Here is a 20,525-nt window from a genome sequence, read left to right as displayed (position 1 = left end):
CTTAAAAACTCTCGTAAATAAATTGAGGTATTCCACTTGGCATAAACGCAAAAACTACAAGTAAGATTAAAGCCAGCAAAATAGGCTTTAAAAACAAAGGAGTGATATGCAAAATTCGCACGCAATGTTTTTGAAAATTCACAAATAAAGGATAGATGATAAATAAAGCCACAAAGGACGCAAAAATATAAATATCTTTGTATTCAAGCTCAAAAAAGAAGTTATCCACGCAGGCTTTGAGGTATTCAAATGCTTTGTCAAAACTTGGATAATAAAAAAATATCCACGCAAAAGCCACAAAATGAAAGGTTAAAAAACTCCCCAGATATGGAATTTTTTGCAAATTTATCTTTTGGATAAATGGTAAATGCAAAAACACCACCCCAAGCCCATGCAAAAGTCCCCAAAATAAGAAATTGATGGTATTGTTATGCCAAATTCCAGAAAGCGCAAAAGCAATCAGCAAATTCACATAAGTTCGCATACGCCCTTTTTTGCTTCCGCCTAAAGGGATATAAATGTAATCTCTTATAAAGGTTGAAAGCGAGATATGCCATCTGCTCCAAAATTCTTTTAAGTTCTTTGAAAGATAAGGCATATCAAAGTTTTTAGGTAGGTTAAAGCCAAGCATTAAAGCAAAAGCTGTAACTAAATTCACATAGCCGCTAAAATCGCAATAAATTTGCACGCTAAAAGCATATATCGCACACAAAAGCTCTAAGAAATTATGCGTGCTAGGATTTGCTAAAATTTCTTTAGAGTAAATGCCTAAGTAATTAGCGATTAATACCTTTTTGATGATACCTAAGACGAGTAAAAAGATGATTAAATCGCCATTTGAAAATTCTCTTCTTTGATGAATTTGTTTGAAAAAAAACTCACTTCTCATGATAGGACCGGCTAATAAAGTCGGAAAAAAGGAAAGATAAGTGGCTAAATTTAAAAAAGTTTCGATTTTGTGTTCTTTATAAACGCTTACAAGATAGGTAATTGAAGCAAAAGTATAAAAGCTAATGCCTACTGGAAAAATAAGATCAGAATTTAAATACTCAAAACCAAAAAACGCTAAAAATTGATCAAAGCTATCTTTAATACTTGTAAAATACTTAAAAAAGCATAAATTCAAAACCGCAAAAGAAATGCAAGCAGCAAAAATGTATCTTTTTTGACGCACAAAAATCAACAAAGCAAAATAATGAATAAAAAAGGTATAAACAAAAAGCACAAGAGCAAAGTAAGGATTCATCAAGATATACACTATATAGCTAAATGCTAAAATAAAGATATTTTGTGCGCGAAAACTTTCTTTAAAACACCAATACAGCACAAAAAAAGCACAAAACATTAGTGCGAATTCTAAAGAAAAATAAGTCATTTCTACCTTTTTTGAGTGTATTTAAATTTGCAAATTAAAGCTTTGATTTTAGCTTATTTTGGCTTAAAGTGGGGTTAAGGATTTGAGTTTTAAGACTTTTGTTTTGTTGCCTCTTCGCTGTGTTTGTATAAAAGCTCTTCAAATTTTTGCACATTTTGTTGCAGTTCTTTAAGCATATTTTCAGCCTCAAGTCCTAGCATTAAAAGTTCATATACTCTTGGACGATCTTTTTTCCATTTGCGTAAGGTTTTGACATTGATATCAAGTCTGCCTGCTAAATCTCTTTGAGTCATCGCTTTTTCCAAAAAATTTTTACACAAGCATATATTTTTTAGCTTTAAAATACAACAAGGTAAATTTAGGATATTTTAAAGTAAAAAAGGGTAAATTTAGGACTTTATTTTCAAATATAAGTAGGGGGGGGGGGGAGCAAATTTTTATGATACCTTTTCAAAAAGATGAAAGAAATAATATCATTTATGGGGATTTAAGCAAGCAAAAAAATCTTAAATTTGAATTTAAAGGACGAGATAATATACTTTTCTTTGCCGCAGAAAGTGTAAATGTGAATGCAATTTTTTATGGAGACAATGCACTTTTATTTATTGCCGATAATATTCATATAAATGGAAGATTTGTTTTACATTCGCATGGGCTTTGTTATATAGGCAAAAATAGCACAAGTAATGGTGCAGATTTTCGGGTGTATGAGGGCAAAAATATCATTTTGGGTGATGATGTTATGTTTTCTTGGGGAATTTGGCTAAGCACCTGTGATCATCACTTGATTTTTAATAGCAAGACTTATGCAAGAAATAATTTCAGTAAAAGCATTTACATAGGCGATCATGTGTGGTGTGGGCAAGAAAGTGCGATTTTAAAAGGCTGTGTTGTGGCAAGTGGAAGCGTTTTGGGAGCAAAAAGCGTAAATTCTGGTAAAAAGTTTTCAAATGCTATTTATGCTGGAAATCCAAGTCAATGTATAAAAAATGAAGTATTTTGGAGCAGATTAGATCCATGTGTTGGTAATTGGGGTAAAGTCCAAACCAAGCAGCACAAAACCATGCAAACCGAAGATTTTAAATTCACCTTCCAAAAAGAAAAATTCCTCAATCCAGCTCTAATAGAAAAAGAACTAGAAAGTATGGATACAGCTTTGCAAAAGCTTGAGTTTGTGTATGATTATATCTATAATAACACAGAAAAAAATCGTTTTGCTTTGTTTGAAGATAGTGATAGTAGTGAATGTAAATTATATAAAGATGAAGGCAAAACAGCCTTTAAAGACTTAAAATTTATGGATAGTAAAGAACTTCAAAAACTAGAAATTTTTAAACCAAAAGGAGCTAAAGAAAGAATTCAAAACACACTTTCTTATAAACTTGGCTTAGCAATGATACAAAACTCAAAAAATACAAGTGGTATCATAAGCTTGCCTTTTACTTTGCTTAAGATTCAAAACAAACACAAAAAAGCTCAAAAACTTTATCAAGAACAAATTAAAATAAATCCAAATTTAAAACTTCCACCTTTGCAAATTTATAAAGACTATGAAGAAGCTTTAAAAGCAAAAGAGCATTTAAGTTATAAGTTAGGAGAAGCTTTGATACAAGCTCATAAAAACATACTTAAGGGAGGATATGTGAAATTTTTCTTTGAGTTAAAGAGGATTAAAAACAGCTACAAAAATACTCACAAATAAAACTATTTTGATTTAAATTTGTGTGTTTTTGTAAGAAAAGATAAAGAAGTTCTTAAATTTCAAGAAAAATTTTTCTTTTTATCGTTACAATTAAAAGAAAAATTAAGGAGTTTGAAAATGTCTTTTATCAAAGATTATCAAGAAAATGCAAAAGAAAGGGAAAACTTAGGCATTCCGCCCCTTCCTTTAAATGTAGAGCAAACAAAAGCACTTTGCAAGGCTTTACAAGATGAGCCAAGCGAAGAACTAGCCTTTTTACTTGAAAACCGAGTCAATCCGGGCGTTGATGATGCAGCTTTGGTTAAATGTGAGTTTTTAGATCAAATTTTAAAGTCAAAAATCAGCTGTAAAGTTATCGATAAAGCAAAGGCTTTAGATATGCTTGAGACTATGCTTGGAGGCTATAATGTTAAGGTTTTAATCCAGGCGTTAAAACAAGATGACACAGCCAAACAAGCTGCAAAAGTGCTTTCAAATATCATCTTTGTGCATGATGATTTTCATACCATTTGCGAACTAAGCAAAAGCAATACTTATGCTAAAGAAGTCTTAGAAAACTGGGCAAATGCAACTTGGTTTGAAAAAAGAGAAAAGCTTCCTGAACTTATAAAATGTATCGTCTTTAAAGTCCCCGGAGAAACAAATACTGATGATTTAAGTCCAGCAGGCGATGCTTTTACAAGAAGTGATATCCCACTTCACGCCCTAGCCATGCTTAAAAACCGCCAGAGCGGCAGCCTTGAAAAGATAGCAGAGCTTAAAAAAAGCGGTAGAGAAGTAGTCTATGTAGGCGATGTCGTAGGCACAGGTTCTAGTAGAAAATCAGCCATAAACTCTATACAATGGCATATGGGAAAAGACATCAAAGGCGTGCCAAACAAACGCACAGGAGGCATAGTTATGGGCTCAACCATAGCGCCGATTTTCTTTAACACTGCAGAAGATAGCGGAGCCTTGCCTATAGTGTGTGATGTAAGCAAGCTTGAAATGGGCGATGAGTTTGAAATTTATCCTTATAAGGGCGAGCTTGTTAAAAATGGCGAAGTCATAGCCAAATTTAAACTCAGCCCAAATACTATCTATGATGAAGTAAGAGCAGGCGGAAGAATACCACTTATCATAGGACGCGGTTTGTGTGCTAAGGCTAGAGAATTTCTAGGCTTAGAAACGGAGCAAATTTTCATCAAAGCAGAGCAGCCTAAAAACTCAAGCGGAGGCTATACTCTAGCTCAAAAAATGCTTGGTAGAGCCTGTGGAGTTGCTGGCGTGCGTCCGGGTATGTATATAGAGCCTATGACTTTAACCGTTGGTTCTCAAGATACAACCGGACCTATGACAAGAGATGAGATCAAAGAGCTTGCTTCACTTGGTTTTAATGCTGATATGGTTATGCAAAGCTTTTGTCATACTGCAGCTTATCCAAAGGTAAGTGATTCAAATTTACATAAAACTTTGCCATATTTTATGACAAGTCGCGGGGGCGTGAGCTTAAAGCCCGGCGATGGAGTCATTCACAGCTGGCTTAACCGCCTTGTGTTGCCTGATAGCGTTGGCACTGGAGGGGATTCTCATACTCGCTTTCCTATAGGCATTTCTTTTCCTGCTGGAAGTGGGCTTGTTGCATTTGCAGCTGTAACTGGCTCTATGCCTTTAAATGTGCCTGAGAGCATTTTAGTGCGTTTTAGTGGCGAGCTTCAGCCCGGAGTTACTTTGAGGGATTTGGTAAATGCTATACCTTATTATGCGATCAAAGAAGGACAGCTTACCGTAGCAAAACAAGGTAAGAAAAATATCTTTGCAGGTAAAATCCTCGAAATAGAAGGCTTGCCAAATTTAAAAGTCGAACAAGCCTTTGAATTAAGCGATGCTTCGGCTGAAAGAAGTGCAGCAGCGTGCTGTGTGGATTTAAGTGTAGAAAGTGTAAGTGAGTATATCAAATCAAATATCACCTTAATACAAGCTATGATTGAAGCAGGTTATGAAGATAAAAAAACCCTTGCAAGAAGAGCTGAAAAGATGAAAAAATGGCTTGAAAAACCTGAACTTTTAAGGGCTGATAAGGACGCAAAATACGCTTATGTTTTTGAGATTAATTTAAATGATATTAAAGAGCCTATTTTAGCTTGCCCAAATGATCCAGATGATGTAGCGACTTTAAGTGAGGTTTTAGCTGATAGCAAGCGTCCAAAACATATAGATGAAGTTTTTGTTGGCTCTTGTATGACAAATATAGGGCATTACAGAGCTTTAGGCGAAATTTTAAAAGGTAAAGGCATGATAGATACTCGCCTTTGGATAGTGCCACCAACGAAAATGGATAAAGCCCAGCTTAGTGCTGAGGGGTATTATAGTGTATTTGGTGCAGCTGGAGCGCGCATTGAGGTGCCGGGCTGCTCGCTATGTATGGGCAATCAAGCAAGAGTTGCTGATGGAGCTGTAGTATTTTCAACTTCAACTAGAAATTTTGACAATAGAATGGGTATGGGCGCACAAGTGTATCTTGGCAGTGCTGAACTAGCTGCTGTTTGTGCCTTATTAGGACGCTTGCCAAGCGTGAGCGAATATCTTGAACTTGTTAAAGATAAGCTTGATGATAGTAAAAAAAGCGAAATTTATAAATATCTTAATTTTAATGAGATTCAGGATTTTGAGCTTGTGGATTAAGAGAACTTTGGCTATAATTAACTTTTATTTTTATAGCCAATACAGCATTTTAGGGTTTTTGCCTTAAAATGTGAGCTTTTGAGGGGATTTTTTGAGATTTTTATTTTTCTTTCTTTTTTGTGCGGTTTTTACCTTTAATGCGTATGCAAGTTGCGAACTTTTAGAACAAGATAAAAGTCTCTTTCAAAGCGCAAACAAACGATCTGCTTTTGATCTTAATACTACGATCATAGAAACATTAAGAACTTGTGAAAAAAGTTTTAAAAACCAAAGCTTTAGCAAAAGACTTTATGAGCTTAGCAATGAAATCAGGGGCAATAATAGCTCTTGTGGAGGAATTCATTATTTTACTCATCTTGATTCTTTTCATCTTTTGCTCGCCCAGCTTGCACTTGATCCAAGCTCGTATCAAACGCCAAGTCATTTGGCGGATAAAAAAGGCGAGTTTCAAGCATATTTTCGTTATTGGGCGTATCAAAGTATAGGAAATTTCAGGCTTTACCGCGCATTTAATGAAGAACTTGAAAAAGCCAATAAAGCCTTTGTGGATTTTTTTATAAAAACGCACAAGATGAACGCACAAGATGCTAGAATTTATGCACAAAAGGCTACAGATGAGTTTTTATTTTGGGCTGTGGGTGAGACGAAAATCTTTAAAGATATTAGCGAGTTTCAAAAACTCATTATCGATAAAAGCAAAGGTTTAAGGCAAATTCAAGGCTATATCTATGCCAATAAACCAAGTGATATTGATCTTAGCATAGCCTTACAAACTGCACTTTTAAGCAAGAGAGATACAAGTATCATCAATGAGTTGATTCAATTTGGTGCGAAGATCAATGAGGGCTATGAAAGTGCTTTATTTTATGCTCTTGAAAGCTATGAAAATACGCAATTTCTTATTCAAAAAGGTGCTGATGTCAATGCAAGTAATGCTTTTGGCAAAACTCCTCTTTTTTATGCGGTAGAATTTAACCAAGAAAATATCGTCAGGCTTTTGCTTGAAAAAGGTGCAAATGTCAATGCAAGATACATCAATAATAACGAAAAATTAGCTATAAGTGGCAATACGCCTTATTATATCACACTTTGCGCGCTTGAGCATACTTCAAAAAATGTGTTTATGCACGCAGCAAGCTATGCAAATGTAAATATCTTAAAGCTTTTAACCACCTATAAAGTAGATATAAATGCAAAAGATGATTTGGGTTTTAACGCACTTGATTTTGCCATACTTGCACACAAAGATGAAAACATAGCCTATCTTAAAACACTAGGCTTAGAAGAAAACACAAATTTATTTTATGAAGGAACTTTAGAATGAAAACAGCATTTATCACAGGAGCAAGTTCTGGCTTTGGAGAAGCTATAGCTAGGGCATTAGCCAAAGATGGCTTTAAAATCATCGCTCTTGCAAGACGCAAAGAAAGACTTGAAAACTTAGCTAAAGATTTTCAAGGGCAGATTTATCCACTAGCCCTTGATGTAAGAGATAAAGAAGCTGTTTTTGAAGCAGTAAAAAATCTACCAAGTGAATTTCAAAATATAGACATACTCATAAACAATGCTGGTTTAGCCTTAGAAACTCAAAAATTTGACGAACTTGCCCTTGAAGATATAGAAACTATGGTCGATACAAATATCAGAGGTTTTTTATATGTAGCAAGGGCAGTTATCCCGCTTTTAAGAAAACAAAAAAGTGCTTATATCTTTAATCTTGGCTCAGTTGCTGGGGTAAATCCTTATTTTGGTGGCAATGTGTATTGTGGCACCAAAGCTTTTGTGCGTCAGTTTTCACTCGCTTTAAGAAACGACTTAAGAGGCTCAAATATCAAAGTAACAAATATCGCTCCGGGGCTTTGCAAAACCGAATTTAGCGAGGTGCGTTTTAAGGGTGATAAGAAAAAAGCTGATGAGTTGTATGAAAATACCAAGTATTTAAGCGCTGAAGATATAGCCAAAGTCATTTGCTCTATACTAGCCTTGCCCGATCATATCAATATCAACGAGCTTGAACTCATGCCTGTAACACAGACTTGGAATGGCTTTTTTGTGGAAAAAGGACAAACTCTATGAAAGCTGCATTTTTCTTATTTTTACCACTTTTTGCAATGGCTCAAAGCCCTGATTTGGCAAGTCAAAACGCCCAGCTTTTTGGCGTTTTTACACTTTTGCCCCCTATCGTTGCTATCGCTCTTGCTTTTATAAGCAAAGATGTGGTTTTATCGCTTTTCTTAGGAGCTTTTACGGGCACTTTTATGCTTGCGCTAACACAAAATGGACTTAGCAGTGAAGCCACGCTTTTAAACACTCAACTTGCAAATGAAACTTCTTTAAATTCAGCCCAAGTAAGCTTTTGGGCTATGCTGTATCATTCTACAATAGGAGCTTTTACCGGACTTGTTTTTAAGCTTTTAAATTCTATGGCAAGCGCTGGAAATGCTGGTATTATCTTGCAAGTTTTAACCATAGGAGGCGTAGTCGCTTTAATCACAAAAAGCGGAGGCACTAAGGCTGTAGCTTTGTGGCTTTCTCAAAAAGCTAAACAAGCTAAAAGCTCACAATTTGCTACTTGGTGCATGGGATGTTTTGTGTTTTTTGATGATTATGCAAATTCCTTAATAGTTGGACCTATCATGCGTCCAGTTACTGATAAGTTTAAAGTAAGTCGCGAAAAACTTGCCTTTATCATGGACGCAACAGCTGCTCCTATTACAGGGCTTGCTATCATCTCTACTTGGATAGGGCTTGAAATTTCACTGATTAGAAGTGGATATGATTTGATTGATTCGGCTGAAATTTTTACAGCTCTTGGGGTTGATAGGGCTTCGCTGAATGCTTTTGAAATTTTTGTGCAAACCTTGCCTTACCGCTTTTATAATCTTTTTATGCTCGTTTTTGTATTGCTGACTATCTTTATGGGACGTGAGTTTGGTCCTATGCTTAAGGCTGAACTTAATGCAAGAGCAGGTAAGTTTTCGCACGGACACGAGCAAATTGACAATATAGAAGATAAACTCTTAGAGCCAAAAGAGCATATCGCCCTTAAAGCAAGCAATGCTCTTATACCTTTACTTATCTTGGTTATTTTTGCTTTTGTGGGTTTTTATTTTAGTGGATATAATGCCCTTGAAGATGAAGCTTTAAAAGCCCAAATTAACGCAAGCCCACTTAGCCTTTTTGCCTTGCGTGAGACTTTTGGGGCAGCTGATGCTTCTGTGGTGCTTTTTCAAGCTGCGCTTTTAGCTTCTATAGTGGCTATTATCATGGGAATTTGGCGTAAAATTTGGACTTTAAAAGAAGGAATAGCGACTTGGACTCATGGCTGGAGGACTATGATAATGACGGTTATCATTTTGTTATGTGCGTGGAGTTTGGCTTCTACGATCAAAGATCTTGGCACTTCAAAATACCTTATCGAGCTTCTTTCAAGCACCACACCACTTTTTGTGTTAGCTTCAGCTGTATTTTTGCTTGCTTCTATCATTTCTTTTTCAACTGGCACAAGTTATGGAACTATGGGAATTTTAATGCCTCTTACCATACCTTTGGCTGCTGCTGTTGGCTTTCATAATGACTTAAGCGGAGCAGAACTTCATCATTATATGGTGATAAATATCTCAGCTGTTTTAACCGGAGCCATTTTTGGCGATCACTGCTCGCCGATTTCTGATACTACCATACTTTCATCTATGGGAAGTCGTTGTGAGCTGCTTGCTCATGTTAAAACGCAAATGCCTTATGCGCTTAGCGTTTGTGTTATAAGCATACTTTGTGGGTATTTGCCTGTAAGTTTTGGTTTAAATGTTTGGTTAAGCCTTATTTTAGGGCTTGTAGCTATGATCTTGCTTTTAAGATTTGTTGGCAAAAAGGTGTAAATGTCTGATTTTGCCAAAAAAAGTCAGTTTGCAAAAGAACTTTTTAAAGAGCTTGTAAATGAGCTTAAGATCGAGGAATTTCAAAACCATTCAAAAGCCTATAGAAACAGAGCCGAGCTTGCTTTTTATAAAGACGAGCAAGGCTTAAGTTATGCAAGTTTTGAGGGTAAGAAAAAGGTAAAAATTCAAAGTCTTGATTTTGCAGAGCCTCAAATTCAAAACTTTATGCCTTGCTTACTTGCGCGCTTAAATGCTAACAAAACCCTTTCAAATAAGCTTTTTGGCGTAGAGTTTTTAAGCACAAAAAAAGGCTTTAGCATAACCTTGCTTTATCATACAGATATAACTTTGTTTCAAGATGAATTAGCTCAACTTAGCAAACACTTAAATACTAACATCATCGCAAGATGCAAGGGCAAAAAACTTATCTTTGGCGATGAAAAACTCAAACAAAGCCTTGATATAAATGAAGATAAATTTGAATATATCTTTAGCAATGATTGCTTTGTGCAGCCTAATACTTTTATGAATGAAACTATGATTTCTTGGGTGTTAAATAAGCTTAAAAAGGATGATAAAAATGATTTGCTAGAGCTTTATTGTGGGTATGGAAATTTTACCCTGCCCCTTTCAAAGCTTTTTCATAGGGTTTTAGCTAGTGAAATTTCAAAGAAAAATATAGAATTTGCCCTTAAAAACTGCGAGCTTAATCAAAGTCAAAATATAGATTTTATCCGCCTTTCAAGCCAGGATCTTGTTAAAGCCTTTAAAAAAGAAAGAGCATTTTTTAGACTAAGGCATATAAACTTAGATGAATTTAAGTTCTCTCATGTCTTTGTTGATCCTCCAAGAGCTGGACTTGATGAGCTTAGTTTAGAATTTATTTCTCATTTTAAAAATATCATTTACATCTCATGCAATCCACTTACACTTAAAGCTAATCTTGACATTTTAAGCAAAAGTCACAAAATCAAACATTTTGCGATCTTTGATCAATTTGCTCACACTTCTCACCTTGAATGTGGAGTGATTTTGGAAAGAAAATAATTTTAGCTTTGAAATTGTATTTAAAGCTAAGATAAAGCTTGTATTTTATTTTTGCAAAATTTAAGCAAAATAAAGCTATGATTAATGCTTAGCAAAAAAAGGAATACTCAAAATGATAGAGCTCAATAAAATTTATCAAGCCAAACAAAAAATCGCTGATTTTATCATAAAAACACCATTTACTTACTCAAGTCAGCTCAGTGAAATTTGCAAGGCAAAAATTTATCTTAAAAATGAAAATTTACAACTTACTGGAGCTTATAAGATACGAGGAGCTTATAATAAAATCGCAAACCTTGATAAAAAAGCCCTAGAAGCTGGAGTAATAGCAGCAAGTGCTGGCAACCACGCCCAAGGTGTAGCCATAGCTGCACGAGAATTTAAAGCCAAAGCTATCATCATCATGCCTGAATCAACTCCCCTTCTTAAAGTCTCAGCCACTAGGGCTTTAGGTGCTGAAGTGCTTTTAAAAGGGGATAATTTTGATGAAGCCTATAGCTTTGCTCTACAATATGCCAAAGAACACAAACTTAGCTTCATACATCCTTTTGAAGACGAGCAGGTTATGGCTGGACAAGGCACACTTGCTCTTGAAATGCTTGATGAGATCAGTGATCTAAGCACTTTAATCGTGCCTGTTGGTGGAGGTGGGCTCATCTCAGGCATAGCAAGTGCTGCAAAACAAATCAATCCAAAAATAAGAATCATAGCAGCAAGTGCAAAAGGCGCTCCTGCAATGCATGATAGCTTTAAGGCAAAAAAGATTAAAAACTCAAAATCCGTTCGCACTATAGCTGATGGCATAGCCGTTAGGGACGCTCATAAGGTGAATTTAGATCTTATCTTAGAAAGTGTTGATGAGTTCGTGCAGCTTGATGATGAGGAGATTGCTAGGGCTGTGCTTTTCTTGCTTGAAAAGCATAAAATCATCGTTGAAGGCGCTGGAGCTGTGGGCGTAGCAAGCTTGCTTCAGCACAAGATCGAGTTTCAAAACGATGAAAAAGTAGGCGTAGTGCTAAGTGGGGGCAATATAGATGTGCAAATGCTTAATATCATCATAGAAAAAGGGCTTTTTAAGGCACACCGCAAAATGCTTATCTCAGTTACTCTTGTGGATAAACCAGGAGCCTTATTAGAACTTAGTGAAGCCTTAAAAGAAGCTGGAGCAAATATCATAAAGATTGACTATGATCGCTTTTCAACTAAGCTCAATTATGGAGATGCTATGATTAGCATCACACTTGAAACTAAAGGTAAAGAGCACCAAGAAAGCTTGAGGCAAATTTTGCACTCTAAAGGCTTCATTTTCAGCGAAAACAGCTAAAGAAAGGAAGAAAAATGCAAGAAAATATCGAATATATCATAAAAAATTGCAAAAAAGTTGCCGTTGTTGGCTTAAGTCCAGATGAGAGCAAGCCAAGTCATTATGTAAGCAAATGCTTGCAAGAGCATGGTTTTGAGGTTTTTCCTATCTATCCAAAAGAGCTTATGCTTTTTGATAAGCTTGCTGTGCCTAGTCTTGAGCATATAAATGAAAAGGTGGATTTAGTGCTGATGTTTAGAAAGGGCGAATTTGCAGATGAGCTTTTGCCTATCATCAAGAAAAAAGGCATTAAAAACTTTTGGCTCCAGCTTGGTATCACAAATGAAAAAGTCAAAGAAGAATGCAAAAAGGCTGGAATTTGCTTTGTGCAAGATAGGTGTATGAAAATCGAGCTTGAAAAAAGAGCTTGTATATAATAGAATTTTAAGCTAAATGGGGATTGTATGAATTATCTTATCATTGTTACTTGTATTTGGGCTTTTTCTTTTCCGCTCATAGGCTATTTTATCAGCGGACAAATGGATAGCTTTTTTGCCATTTTTATGCGTGTGTTTTTAGCTTTTTTGGTGTTTTTGCCTTTTTTGAATTGGCAGTGCAAAAACTCTTTAAAGCTTAAATTTATGGGTATAGGTGGCTTGCAAATTGGCATTATGTATATATTTTATTACCATTCTTTTTTGTATTTAAGTGTAGCTGAAGTGGCTCTTTTTACTATCTTTACGCCTTTTTATGTGAGCTTGATTTATGATTTATTTTCTCATCGCTTTAGAGCCTTTTATCTTTTAAGTATAAGTATTTGCGTGCTTGGAGCTTATATTATCAAAGCAAATGATTTAAGCTCAAATTTCCTCATAGGCTTTTTACTCATTCAGGGAGCAAATTTAGTCTTTGGCACAGCTCAAAGTCTTTATAAAATCGTGCTTGAAAAAGAGCCTATTAAGGATCAAAAAAGTATTTTTGGGTATTTTCATTTAGGAGCAAGTCTCATCGCTGGCTTAGCCTTTTTTACACTTGGAGATAGCTCAAATTTGCCAAAAAGTGCAAGTTCTTGGGCTGTTTTAATCTATCTTGGGCTTATTGCCTCTGGGCTTGGGTATTTTTGGTGGAACAAGGGAGCAACTATGGTAGATAGTGGGGTGCTTGCCATTATGAATAACGCTCTTATACCAGCTGCTGTATTAGCTAATGCACTTTTAATCTGGCTTTTTTTCCCAGAAAAACAAGTTCATTTTAGCACAGCTGAACTTGTGCGTATAAGCATAGGCACAGCCTTGATGTTTTTTTCTTTGTGGATTCATTATAAAATCATCAAGCATTATGAAAAAGGGACGAAAATTTAAAATTTGTTTTTACTTTTTTATCATTGTTAGAAAAGTTAGAGCATATAGCTTTCAACAAGTTTTTGCACAAGCAAATTCCAACCATCAACAAGCACAAATATGAGTAGCTTAAAAGGTAGTGAAATCATCACAGGCGGAAGCATCATCATACCCATAGACATTAAAACTGAACTAATGACCATATCAATAACCAAAAAAGGCAAATAAATCAAAAAACCTATCTCAAAAGCTGTTTTTAGCTCAGAAATCACAAAGGCTGGCACGATGATGGTTAAGGGCACATCATTGATAGTTTGAGGATTTGGCAGGTTTCGTATGCGGTAAAATAAAGCTAAGTCCTTTTCTCTTGTGTTTTTAAGCATAAAGTCTTTAAAAGGGCGACTTGCTCTATCAAAGGCTTCTTCATAGCCAATTTGTTCTGCTAAGTAAGGACGCACACCTTCATTATAAGCCTTTGTTGCTGTTGGCTCCATGATGAAAAAGGTAAGCACTAAAGCAAAGGTTAAAAGTATGGTATTTGGTGGCATGGTTGTGGTGCCTAAGGCTTGTCTTAAAAAAGAAAATACCACGATAAGCCTTAAAAAAGAAGTCATCACAAAAACTATGGTAGGAGCTAGGGCAAGTATGGTTAAAACGATGATGATATTCATCACGGTAACGAGCTGTTGTGGGCTATCTGGTGCGCTTAAGCTTAAATTTACGCTTGGTATAGTTGCTTCAGGAGCAGCAAATAAAACAGAGCTAAGCAAAAAAAGCAAAGAGATAATTTTCAAAATGAAGCCTTATTTTAATCTAAAAGCTGATTATAGAATTTCATCACTGAAATTTGGGTTAAAAGAGCTATAAAAATCAAGATAAATTCAAAAATTCCATAGCCAATTTACACCCTAAAATCAAGCCTTTTTAACTTTAACTTGCTACAATATAAGAAATTTTTCAAGGAAATATAATGAGCATTTCTGTAGTTGTCCTAGCAGCTGGACTTGGAACAAGAATGAAGTCAAATAAGGCTAAAGTTTTACAAAGTCTAAGTGGCAAGGCTATGATCTTTCATATACTCAAACAAGCTTTTGTAATCAGCGATGATGTGAGTGTGGTGCTTTCTCATCAAAAAGAACTCATAGAAGAAGAAATTTGCAAAGACTTTAAAAATGTGCGTTTTTTTACTCAAGATTTAGAGCATTACCCAGGAACCGCAGGAGCTTTAAAAGGCTATACACCAAAATATGAAAGGCTTTTAGTGCTGTGTGGGGATATGCCCTTAATCACTCAAAAAAGTTTGGAAAAAATGAGGGATTTACAAGCTGATTTTGGCGTGGCTGTCTTTGAAAGCAAAGAGCCAAAAAATTACGGCAGAGTGGTGCTTAAAAATGATGAAGTACAAAAAATCGTCGAATTTAAAGATGCAAATGAGAATGAGAGGAAAATTAGCATTTGTAATAGTGGCGTGTATGTGATTAAAAGTGAAATTCTTGCTCAGGTATTGCCTCAAATTTCAAACCAAAATGCGGCAAAGGAGTATTATCTAACCGATGCCATTGCCTTAGCTAAGAACTTAAATGCTAGTGTGAAAGCTTGCTTTGTTGATGAGCTTGAGTTTATGGGCGTAAATGATAAATTTGAGCTAAGCACAGCTGAAACCTTAATGCAAGATCGTATTAAAAAAGAGCTTATGCTACAAGGCGTGATTTTTCATAATCCTAGCTCAAGTTTTATCAGCTGCGAAGCTGTTTTTAAAGGAGAATGCGAAATTTATGAACATGTGCGTATAGAGGGTAAAAGTGTGATTGAAAACTCTATCATTAAAAGCTCAAGTGTGATTGAAGATAGCGTTGTGATAAACTCAGATCTAGGACCTTTAGCCCACTTGCGTCCAAAATGCGAGCTTGTAAATACTCACATTGGTAATTTTGTAGAGTGTAAAAACGCTAAACTTAAGGGCGTAAAGGCTGGACATTTAAGCTATTTGGGCGATTGTGAGATAGATGAGGGCACGAATGTGGGCTGTGGGACTATCACTTGTAATTATGATGGGCTTAAAAAACACAAAACCATCATAGGTAAAAAAGTTTTCATAGGCTCAGATACTCAGCTCATCGCTCCTGTTGAAATAGAAGATGAGGTTATTATCGCAGCTGGTAGTAGTGTAAGTGGGTGTGTGCCAAAAGGAAGCTTATTTATCAATAGAGCCGAAAAAAAGATAGTCAAAGACTTTTTTTATAAAAAATTTGGACTCCAATGAAAACGATTTTACTTGCCGTAAGTGGAAGCATAGCCTTTTATAAGGCTTATGAGCTCATTTCTTTGTTTAAAAAAGAAGGCTTTAGGGTCAAGGTTTTGCTTAGTGATGGTGTGCTTAAATTTGCAAGCGTTATGAGCTTTGAGGCTTTGGCTGATGAGGTTTTACACGGCTTAAATGAAAGCTGGGAAAATGATAAAAATCATATCGCTTTTAGCAAGGATTGTGATCTTATCCTTTTTGCTCCAGCAAGTATAAACTCTATCAACAAACTTGCCTTAGGTATAGCCGATACACTTTTTATCCAAACTCTAATCGCCACAAAAGCTCCTCTTATCATCGCTCCTGCTGCAAATACGGCTATGTATTTGCATTTTAGTACCCAAAACTCTTTAAAACTTTTAGAGCAAAACAAAGCCCTTATCATTAAGCCTATTTCAAAAGTTTTAGCCTGCAAAGATGAGGGCGTTGGAGCTTTAGCTGAGGTTCAAAGCATTTTTAATGAAAGCAAAAGAATGCTTTTAAAGCAAGATTTTTGGGCTGATAAAAGCATTATTATCACTGGTGGAGGCACTAAAGAAAAGATTGATGAGGTAAGGTGCATTAGTAATTTTTCAAGCGGAAAAATGGCTAAGGCTTTAGCTGATGCTTTTTATTTTTTAGGGGCTAAGGTTACACTTTTAAGCTCGGTGCATTTTGATACGCCTTATGAATTAAAGCTTTTTGAAAGCTCTAAGGAACTTGCAACCTTGCTTAAAGCTTATAAAAATGAGGATTATTTGTTTATGGCAGCTGCGGTAAGTGATTTTGTGTGCGAGGGTTTTAAGGGCAAGGTAAAGAAAAAAGATCACCCACAAGGACTTGATTTGCATTTAAAAACAAATATCGATGTGCTTAAAACTTGTGAATTTAAGGGTAAAAAAATAGGCTTTAAGATGGAACTTGATAAGCAAAATGCCCTTCAAAATGCTAAAAATATGCTTCAAGAAAAAAAGCTTGATATGGTATGTTTAAATATACTCAGCAAAGGCAAGGTTGAGTTTGGCTCTACAAAAAGCGAATTTGAGCTTTTTTTCAAGGATAAAAGTGTAAAACTTGATCTTAAAGATAAAGAAGAACTTGCTTTTGAAATCGCTCATTTGTGTAAAGGCTTATAAATGAGTATGATTAATGCAACCTTACCAGTGCAAATGAAGGTGCTTGAAAAAACAGGATATAATAACTATACCTTGCTTTTAAATCATAAAAAAGTCAGCACCAAAAGTCATATTGAGCTTGAGGTAGGGGCTGAATATTTGGCTGAGCTTTATACAGATAAAGGCGGTGTGATCACTTTTAAAAATCTTGCTCAAAAGCCAGAACTTATATATTATGAAGAGGGACTTAAGCTTATATTAAGGCTTTTAGAACACGATTTTGATTTTAAGGCTTTTGTGATTGAAAACTTAATCAACGCTAAAGATAAGGCAAGCTTTGAGCTTTTTAAGGCTATGCTTTTTGCAAGTTATGAAAATATCTATCATATCCCCTTTGTTTTTGAAGATAAGGCTTGTTTGTTTCAGCTTAGAGTAGGAGCAAAAAAAACCGAGCTTTATTTGTATTTTAGCGTATTTGGAAGCTTAAAGCTTATCATTGAAGAAGAGGGTGTAAAGCTTTATACGCCTTTTTTTAAGGTGGCGAATTTTTTAAGCAAGCATTTAGGATTTGCTATTTTTCAGCAAACTAAACTTACAGCTCTTTTTAAAGTAAAAAAACGGCTTGATTTTAAAGGATAAATATGAACACACTCAATCATCTTGCAGTGGTAATGGACGGCAACAGGCGTTGGGCAAGGCAAAATGGCTTTTTAGCAAAACTTGGCTATTCAAGAGGGCTAAAAACTATAGAAAGACTAATGCAAGTTTGCGTTGAAGAAGGTGTAAAAGAGCTTAGTCTTTTTGCTTTTAGTACTGAAAATTGGGCGCGTCCAAAAGATGAGATTGAGTTTATCTTTAAACTGCTTGAAAAGGTGCTTGATGAGAGCCTTGAGCGTTTTGTTGAAAACAATGTAAGATTAAGGGCTATTGGGGATTTAAGTCGCCTTGAGCCTCATTTGCAAGCTAAGATTAAAAAAGCTCAAGAGCTCACTTGTGATTGCACGCTTTTATGTGTCAATTTAGCTATAAGTTATGGCTCAAAAGATGAGATAGTGCGTGCAGTAAAAAGGTGTATTGAAAAGGGCTTGGAGCCAAATGAAGCTCATATCAGTGCAAATTTAGATCTACCTTTAGATGTGGATTTGCTTTTAAGAGTAGGGGATGCTAAGAGGCTTTCAAATTTCTTGCTTTGGCAGTGTGCTTATGCTGAAATTTGCTTTAGCAATACTCTTTTTCCAGGACTTACCAAAAGAGAATTTAAAAAAATCATCAAAGAATTTCAAAAACGCGAAAGAACCTTTGGTAAATGATAATTTTGGTAGGAATTTTAGGACTTTGCATAGGCTCATTTTTGACTGCTTTAGCTCAAAGATTTTGCTTTCAAATGCCACTTTTTAAGGCAAGGTCCTTTTGCTTTGTATGCAAAAATGATTTAAAGTTTTATCATTTAATCCCTCTTTTTTCTTTTGTGTTTTTAAAAGGAAAATGCGGCTTTTGTGGGGCTAAACTTCCTTATGAACTTTTGATTGTGGAGTGTTTATCTGCTTTACTTTTTGTGCTTGGTTTTGTTTTTAGCTCAAGTTTGAGTGAATTTTTTGTGCTTATTTTGCTTTTAAGCGTGCTTTTGCTCTTGTCGTTGATCGATTTTTATCTCTTAAGCGTGCCTGAGTTTTTGCTGTGGCTAGCATTTGTGTGTGCTTTTTTGCTTGGCTTTAAAAGTGAAGAGCTGTTTAATTTAGTCTTTTTGGAGCATTTTGAGCAAGGTTTTTTGCTTTGTGCTTTAGTATTTGCTGGTTTTATGTTTTTGCTGAAAAGCTTTGTAAGTTTTATCATCAATTTTCAAAAGCAAAATGAAGTGCTTGAGAGTATGGGCGAGGCTGATGTTTTAATCGTAGCAGCCTTAGCAGGAGTGCTGGGCTTTAAGCTTGGCTTTTTGATGATTTTTCTAGCAGCCTGCATGGCTTTACCTTTTTTGCTTGTTTTGAAATTTAAAGGTGAAAAAAGCCCCAAAATCGCAATGATTCCTTTTTTTAGCCTAGCTTTTGTTTGTATTTTTTTTATGGAAAGGTATTATGAAACTCGTTTATAAATACAGCTTAAATCATTTCTTAAGCACAAATTTATCACTTTTTTTAGTGCTTTTTCTCATCGTTTCTATGGTATTTTTTATCCAGCTTGCTCGCCTAACAGCAAGCATTGAAATTTCGTTTTTAGACTTTTTAAAACTCTATAGCTTTATGATCCCTCGCATACTTATTTTTACCTTGCCGATAAGTTTTTTTATCGCTCTAACTTTAGCTCTTTACCGCTTATCAAGGGAAAATGAAAGTATAGTGTGTTTTGCGCTTGGTTTCTCGCCTAAAGAAATAGGCTATTTTTTCTTAAAAATCGCTTGTTTGTTGAGTGCTTTTATGCTTGTGGTTGCTTTAGTGTTTATCCCAGTCGCAGCGGCTTTGCAGAGTAATTTTGTGGATTTTAAAAAAACTCAAGTAAAGCTCAATCTTAAAACCGGAGAATTCGGACAAAAATTCTTAGATTGGCTTGTATTCATAGAAAAAGAAAATCAAAGCTTATATGAAAATATCATTATGTATCACCCAAGCACTAAAACAAATCCTAAAGAACAGCTCATCATCGCCAAAGAAGGCGTGCTTGATCGAGTCGATCAAAGCCTTGCGTTTAAGTTAAGTGATGGCAAGGTCTATAGCTTCGAGCAGAACAATACTTGGTATTTGGGGCATTTTGATACTTTAGTTGTCAATACCTTGTTGAGTGGTTTTGATACAAACAAAGAGCCTTTTTATAGGTATTGGAATGATATGAACTCAAATGAAAAAAAAGCAAAAGAATTTGTTATTTACACTCTCATCGCTCTTTTTCCAGTGGCTAGCACCTTTTTTGCTTTGTGCTTTGGTTTGGTAACTTATCGCTATGAAAAAGGTTTTGTGTATTTTGGGATTTTTGGGGTGATTGCACTTTATTTTGGGGCTTTAAGCGTGTTTTATCAGCCACCTTTACTGGCTGTGATTTTAATCTTTTTGATCTTTTTGCTTGCTTCTGTGTTGTATTTTAAATTTAAAATTCTTAGCAGGTATTAAGTGAAGCTTAAACTTATCTTAGCTTATGATGGCTCTAAATTTCAAGGCTCAGCAACCCAGCCTCACAAAAATAGCGTGCAAGATCATTTAAGCTCTGCTTTAGCTCATCTTGGCATTTTTAATCAAGTTTTATTTGCTTCTCGCACTGATAAGGGCGTGCATGCCTTAAGAAATGTCGCAAGCGTAGAATGTGGCGAGCATTTTAGTGATCTTGAGTATCTTAAAAAACAAATCAACAAATTCGCTCGCCCGCATTTAGATATAAAAGCCATCTATAAAGTGCCTCAAAGCTTTCAGCCAAGATTTGATGCCAAAAAAAGAGCGTATCGTTATGTGTTTAATCATGCTTGTTTTAGCCCATTTTTAAGCCCATATTGCACTTTTTATCCAAAGATAGATTTAAAAAAGGCTAATCTTGCTTTGAGCTTATTTCTTGGCAAACACGACTTTGTGTATTTTCAAAAGCAAAGCGATAAAAATACCATTAAAACAATGTTTCAGGCAAAAGCTTACGCATTTAGGCATTATACGATCTTTTATTTTCAAGCTGATGGCTTTTTAAGGGCTCAAATTCGCCTTAGCGTTGCTGCTGTGCTAAGGGTGCTTGAAGGCAAGATAACGCTAAAGCAATTGCAAGATCAAATTGAGGCTAAAAGTATATCAAGCCGAGTTTTAGCCCCAGCAAATGGGCTATATTTAAGTTCCATAAGCTATTAAATTAA

General features: G+C 35.4%; 19 protein-coding genes. 16 read left to right on the top strand and 3 right to left on the bottom strand.

The genetic code is table 11. The annotated features are described in order from the left end of the window. Window position 1 precedes the first annotated feature (1 nt). Complete coding sequence (locus DMB95_RS03410; RefSeq protein ID WP_137633289.1) at window positions 2–1,375, bottom strand: MBOAT family O-acyltransferase; 1,374 nt, start codon at window positions 1,373–1,375, stop codon at window positions 2–4. A gap of 89 nt (window positions 1,376–1,464) precedes the next feature. After that, complete coding sequence (locus DMB95_RS03405; protein ID WP_142930929.1) at window positions 1,465–1,668, bottom strand: hypothetical protein; 204 nt, start codon at window positions 1,666–1,668, stop codon at window positions 1,465–1,467. Between the two features lie 146 nt (window positions 1,669–1,814). Here DMB95_RS03405 and DMB95_RS03400 point away from each other — a divergent pair, with 146 nt between their 5' ends. From DMB95_RS03400 to DMB95_RS03360, 9 genes are all read left to right on the top strand, one after another. Continuing rightward, window positions 1,815–3,077 carry an acyltransferase gene (locus DMB95_RS03400; RefSeq protein ID WP_142930928.1) on the top strand — a complete coding sequence of 421 codons (1,263 nt, stop codon included), beginning with the start codon at window positions 1,815–1,817 and terminating at the stop codon, window positions 3,075–3,077. A 117-nt stretch (window positions 3,078–3,194) separates the two neighbouring features. Then, a complete protein-coding gene (locus tag DMB95_RS03395) occupies window positions 3,195–5,741 on the top strand; it encodes a bifunctional aconitate hydratase 2/2-methylisocitrate dehydratase (RefSeq protein ID WP_142930927.1) in 2,547 nt (848 codons plus the stop codon). A 91-nt stretch (window positions 5,742–5,832) separates the two neighbouring features. Then, complete coding sequence (locus DMB95_RS03390; protein ID WP_142930926.1) at window positions 5,833–7,065, top strand: ankyrin repeat domain-containing protein; 1,233 nt, start codon at window positions 5,833–5,835, stop codon at window positions 7,063–7,065. Next, entirely contained in the window at window positions 7,062–7,817 is a 756-nt protein-coding gene (locus tag DMB95_RS03385) for an SDR family NAD(P)-dependent oxidoreductase (protein ID WP_142930925.1), read from the top strand. The genes DMB95_RS03390 and DMB95_RS03385 overlap by 4 nt, the downstream gene beginning before the upstream one ends. Beyond that, a complete protein-coding gene (locus DMB95_RS03380) occupies window positions 7,814–9,619 on the top strand; it encodes a Na+/H+ antiporter NhaC family protein (protein WP_142930924.1) in 1,806 nt (601 codons plus the stop codon). Before DMB95_RS03385 ends, DMB95_RS03380 begins: the two co-directional genes overlap by 4 nt. Further along, window positions 9,620–10,666, top strand: coding sequence for a tRNA (uridine(54)-C5)-methyltransferase TrmA (gene trmA, locus DMB95_RS03375; protein ID WP_142930923.1), 1,047 nt, complete (start codon window positions 9,620–9,622; stop codon window positions 10,664–10,666). It begins immediately after the preceding gene. Window positions 10,667–10,778: 112 nt separating this feature from the next. Next, window positions 10,779–11,990, top strand: coding sequence for a threonine ammonia-lyase (gene ilvA, locus DMB95_RS03370; RefSeq protein ID WP_142930922.1), 1,212 nt, complete (start codon window positions 10,779–10,781; stop codon window positions 11,988–11,990). Between the two features lie 14 nt (window positions 11,991–12,004). Then, a complete protein-coding gene (locus DMB95_RS03365) occupies window positions 12,005–12,406 on the top strand; it encodes a CoA-binding protein (protein ID WP_142930921.1) in 402 nt (133 codons plus the stop codon). Window positions 12,407–12,433: 27 nt separating this feature from the next. Continuing rightward, a complete protein-coding gene (locus DMB95_RS03360; RefSeq protein WP_142930920.1) occupies window positions 12,434–13,330 on the top strand; it encodes an EamA family transporter in 897 nt (298 codons plus the stop codon). Window positions 13,331–13,365: 35 nt separating this feature from the next. Here the strand turns inward: DMB95_RS03360 and fliP are convergent, their stop codons facing one another. Beyond that, entirely contained in the window at window positions 13,366–14,103 is a 738-nt protein-coding gene (gene fliP / locus DMB95_RS03355; protein ID WP_142930919.1) for a flagellar type III secretion system pore protein FliP, read from the bottom strand. A gap of 176 nt (window positions 14,104–14,279) precedes the next feature. Here fliP and glmU point away from each other — a divergent pair, with 176 nt between their 5' ends. From glmU to truA, 7 genes are read left to right on the top strand one after another with little or no spacing between them, the layout of a single operon-like run. After that, window positions 14,280–15,572, top strand: coding sequence for a bifunctional UDP-N-acetylglucosamine diphosphorylase/glucosamine-1-phosphate N-acetyltransferase GlmU (gene glmU / locus DMB95_RS03350; RefSeq protein ID WP_142930918.1), 1,293 nt, complete (start codon window positions 14,280–14,282; stop codon window positions 15,570–15,572). Further along, window positions 15,569–16,726: a bifunctional phosphopantothenoylcysteine decarboxylase/phosphopantothenate--cysteine ligase CoaBC gene (gene coaBC / locus DMB95_RS03345; RefSeq protein ID WP_142930917.1), complete on the top strand. Its 1,158-nt coding sequence runs from the start codon at window positions 15,569–15,571 to the stop codon at window positions 16,724–16,726. Before glmU ends, coaBC begins: the two co-directional genes overlap by 4 nt. Next, window positions 16,727–17,344, top strand: coding sequence for a hypothetical protein (locus DMB95_RS03340; protein WP_142930916.1), 618 nt, complete (start codon window positions 16,727–16,729; stop codon window positions 17,342–17,344). Window positions 17,345–17,346: 2 nt separating this feature from the next. Further along, a complete protein-coding gene (gene uppS / locus DMB95_RS03335; RefSeq protein ID WP_142930915.1) occupies window positions 17,347–18,015 on the top strand; it encodes a polyprenyl diphosphate synthase in 669 nt (222 codons plus the stop codon). Further along, complete coding sequence (locus DMB95_RS03330; protein WP_142930914.1) at window positions 18,012–18,794, top strand: prepilin peptidase; 783 nt, start codon at window positions 18,012–18,014, stop codon at window positions 18,792–18,794. Before uppS ends, DMB95_RS03330 begins: the two co-directional genes overlap by 4 nt. Next, window positions 18,778–19,803: an LptF/LptG family permease gene (locus DMB95_RS03325; protein WP_142930913.1), complete on the top strand. Its 1,026-nt coding sequence runs from the start codon at window positions 18,778–18,780 to the stop codon at window positions 19,801–19,803. The genes DMB95_RS03330 and DMB95_RS03325 overlap by 17 nt, the downstream gene beginning before the upstream one ends. Then, window positions 19,804–20,520, top strand: coding sequence for a tRNA pseudouridine(38-40) synthase TruA (gene truA, locus DMB95_RS03320; RefSeq protein WP_142930912.1), 717 nt, complete (start codon window positions 19,804–19,806; stop codon window positions 20,518–20,520). It abuts the gene before it with no gap. Window positions 20,521–20,525: the final 5 nt, after the last annotated feature.

The sequence above is a fragment of the Campylobacter sp. MIT 12-8780 genome, assembly GCF_006864535.1.
Lineage (GTDB): Bacteria > Campylobacterota > Campylobacteria > Campylobacterales > Campylobacteraceae > Campylobacter_D.
Note: the sequence above shows the minus strand (reverse complement) of the source record. Positions and strands in the feature narration are given on the sequence as shown.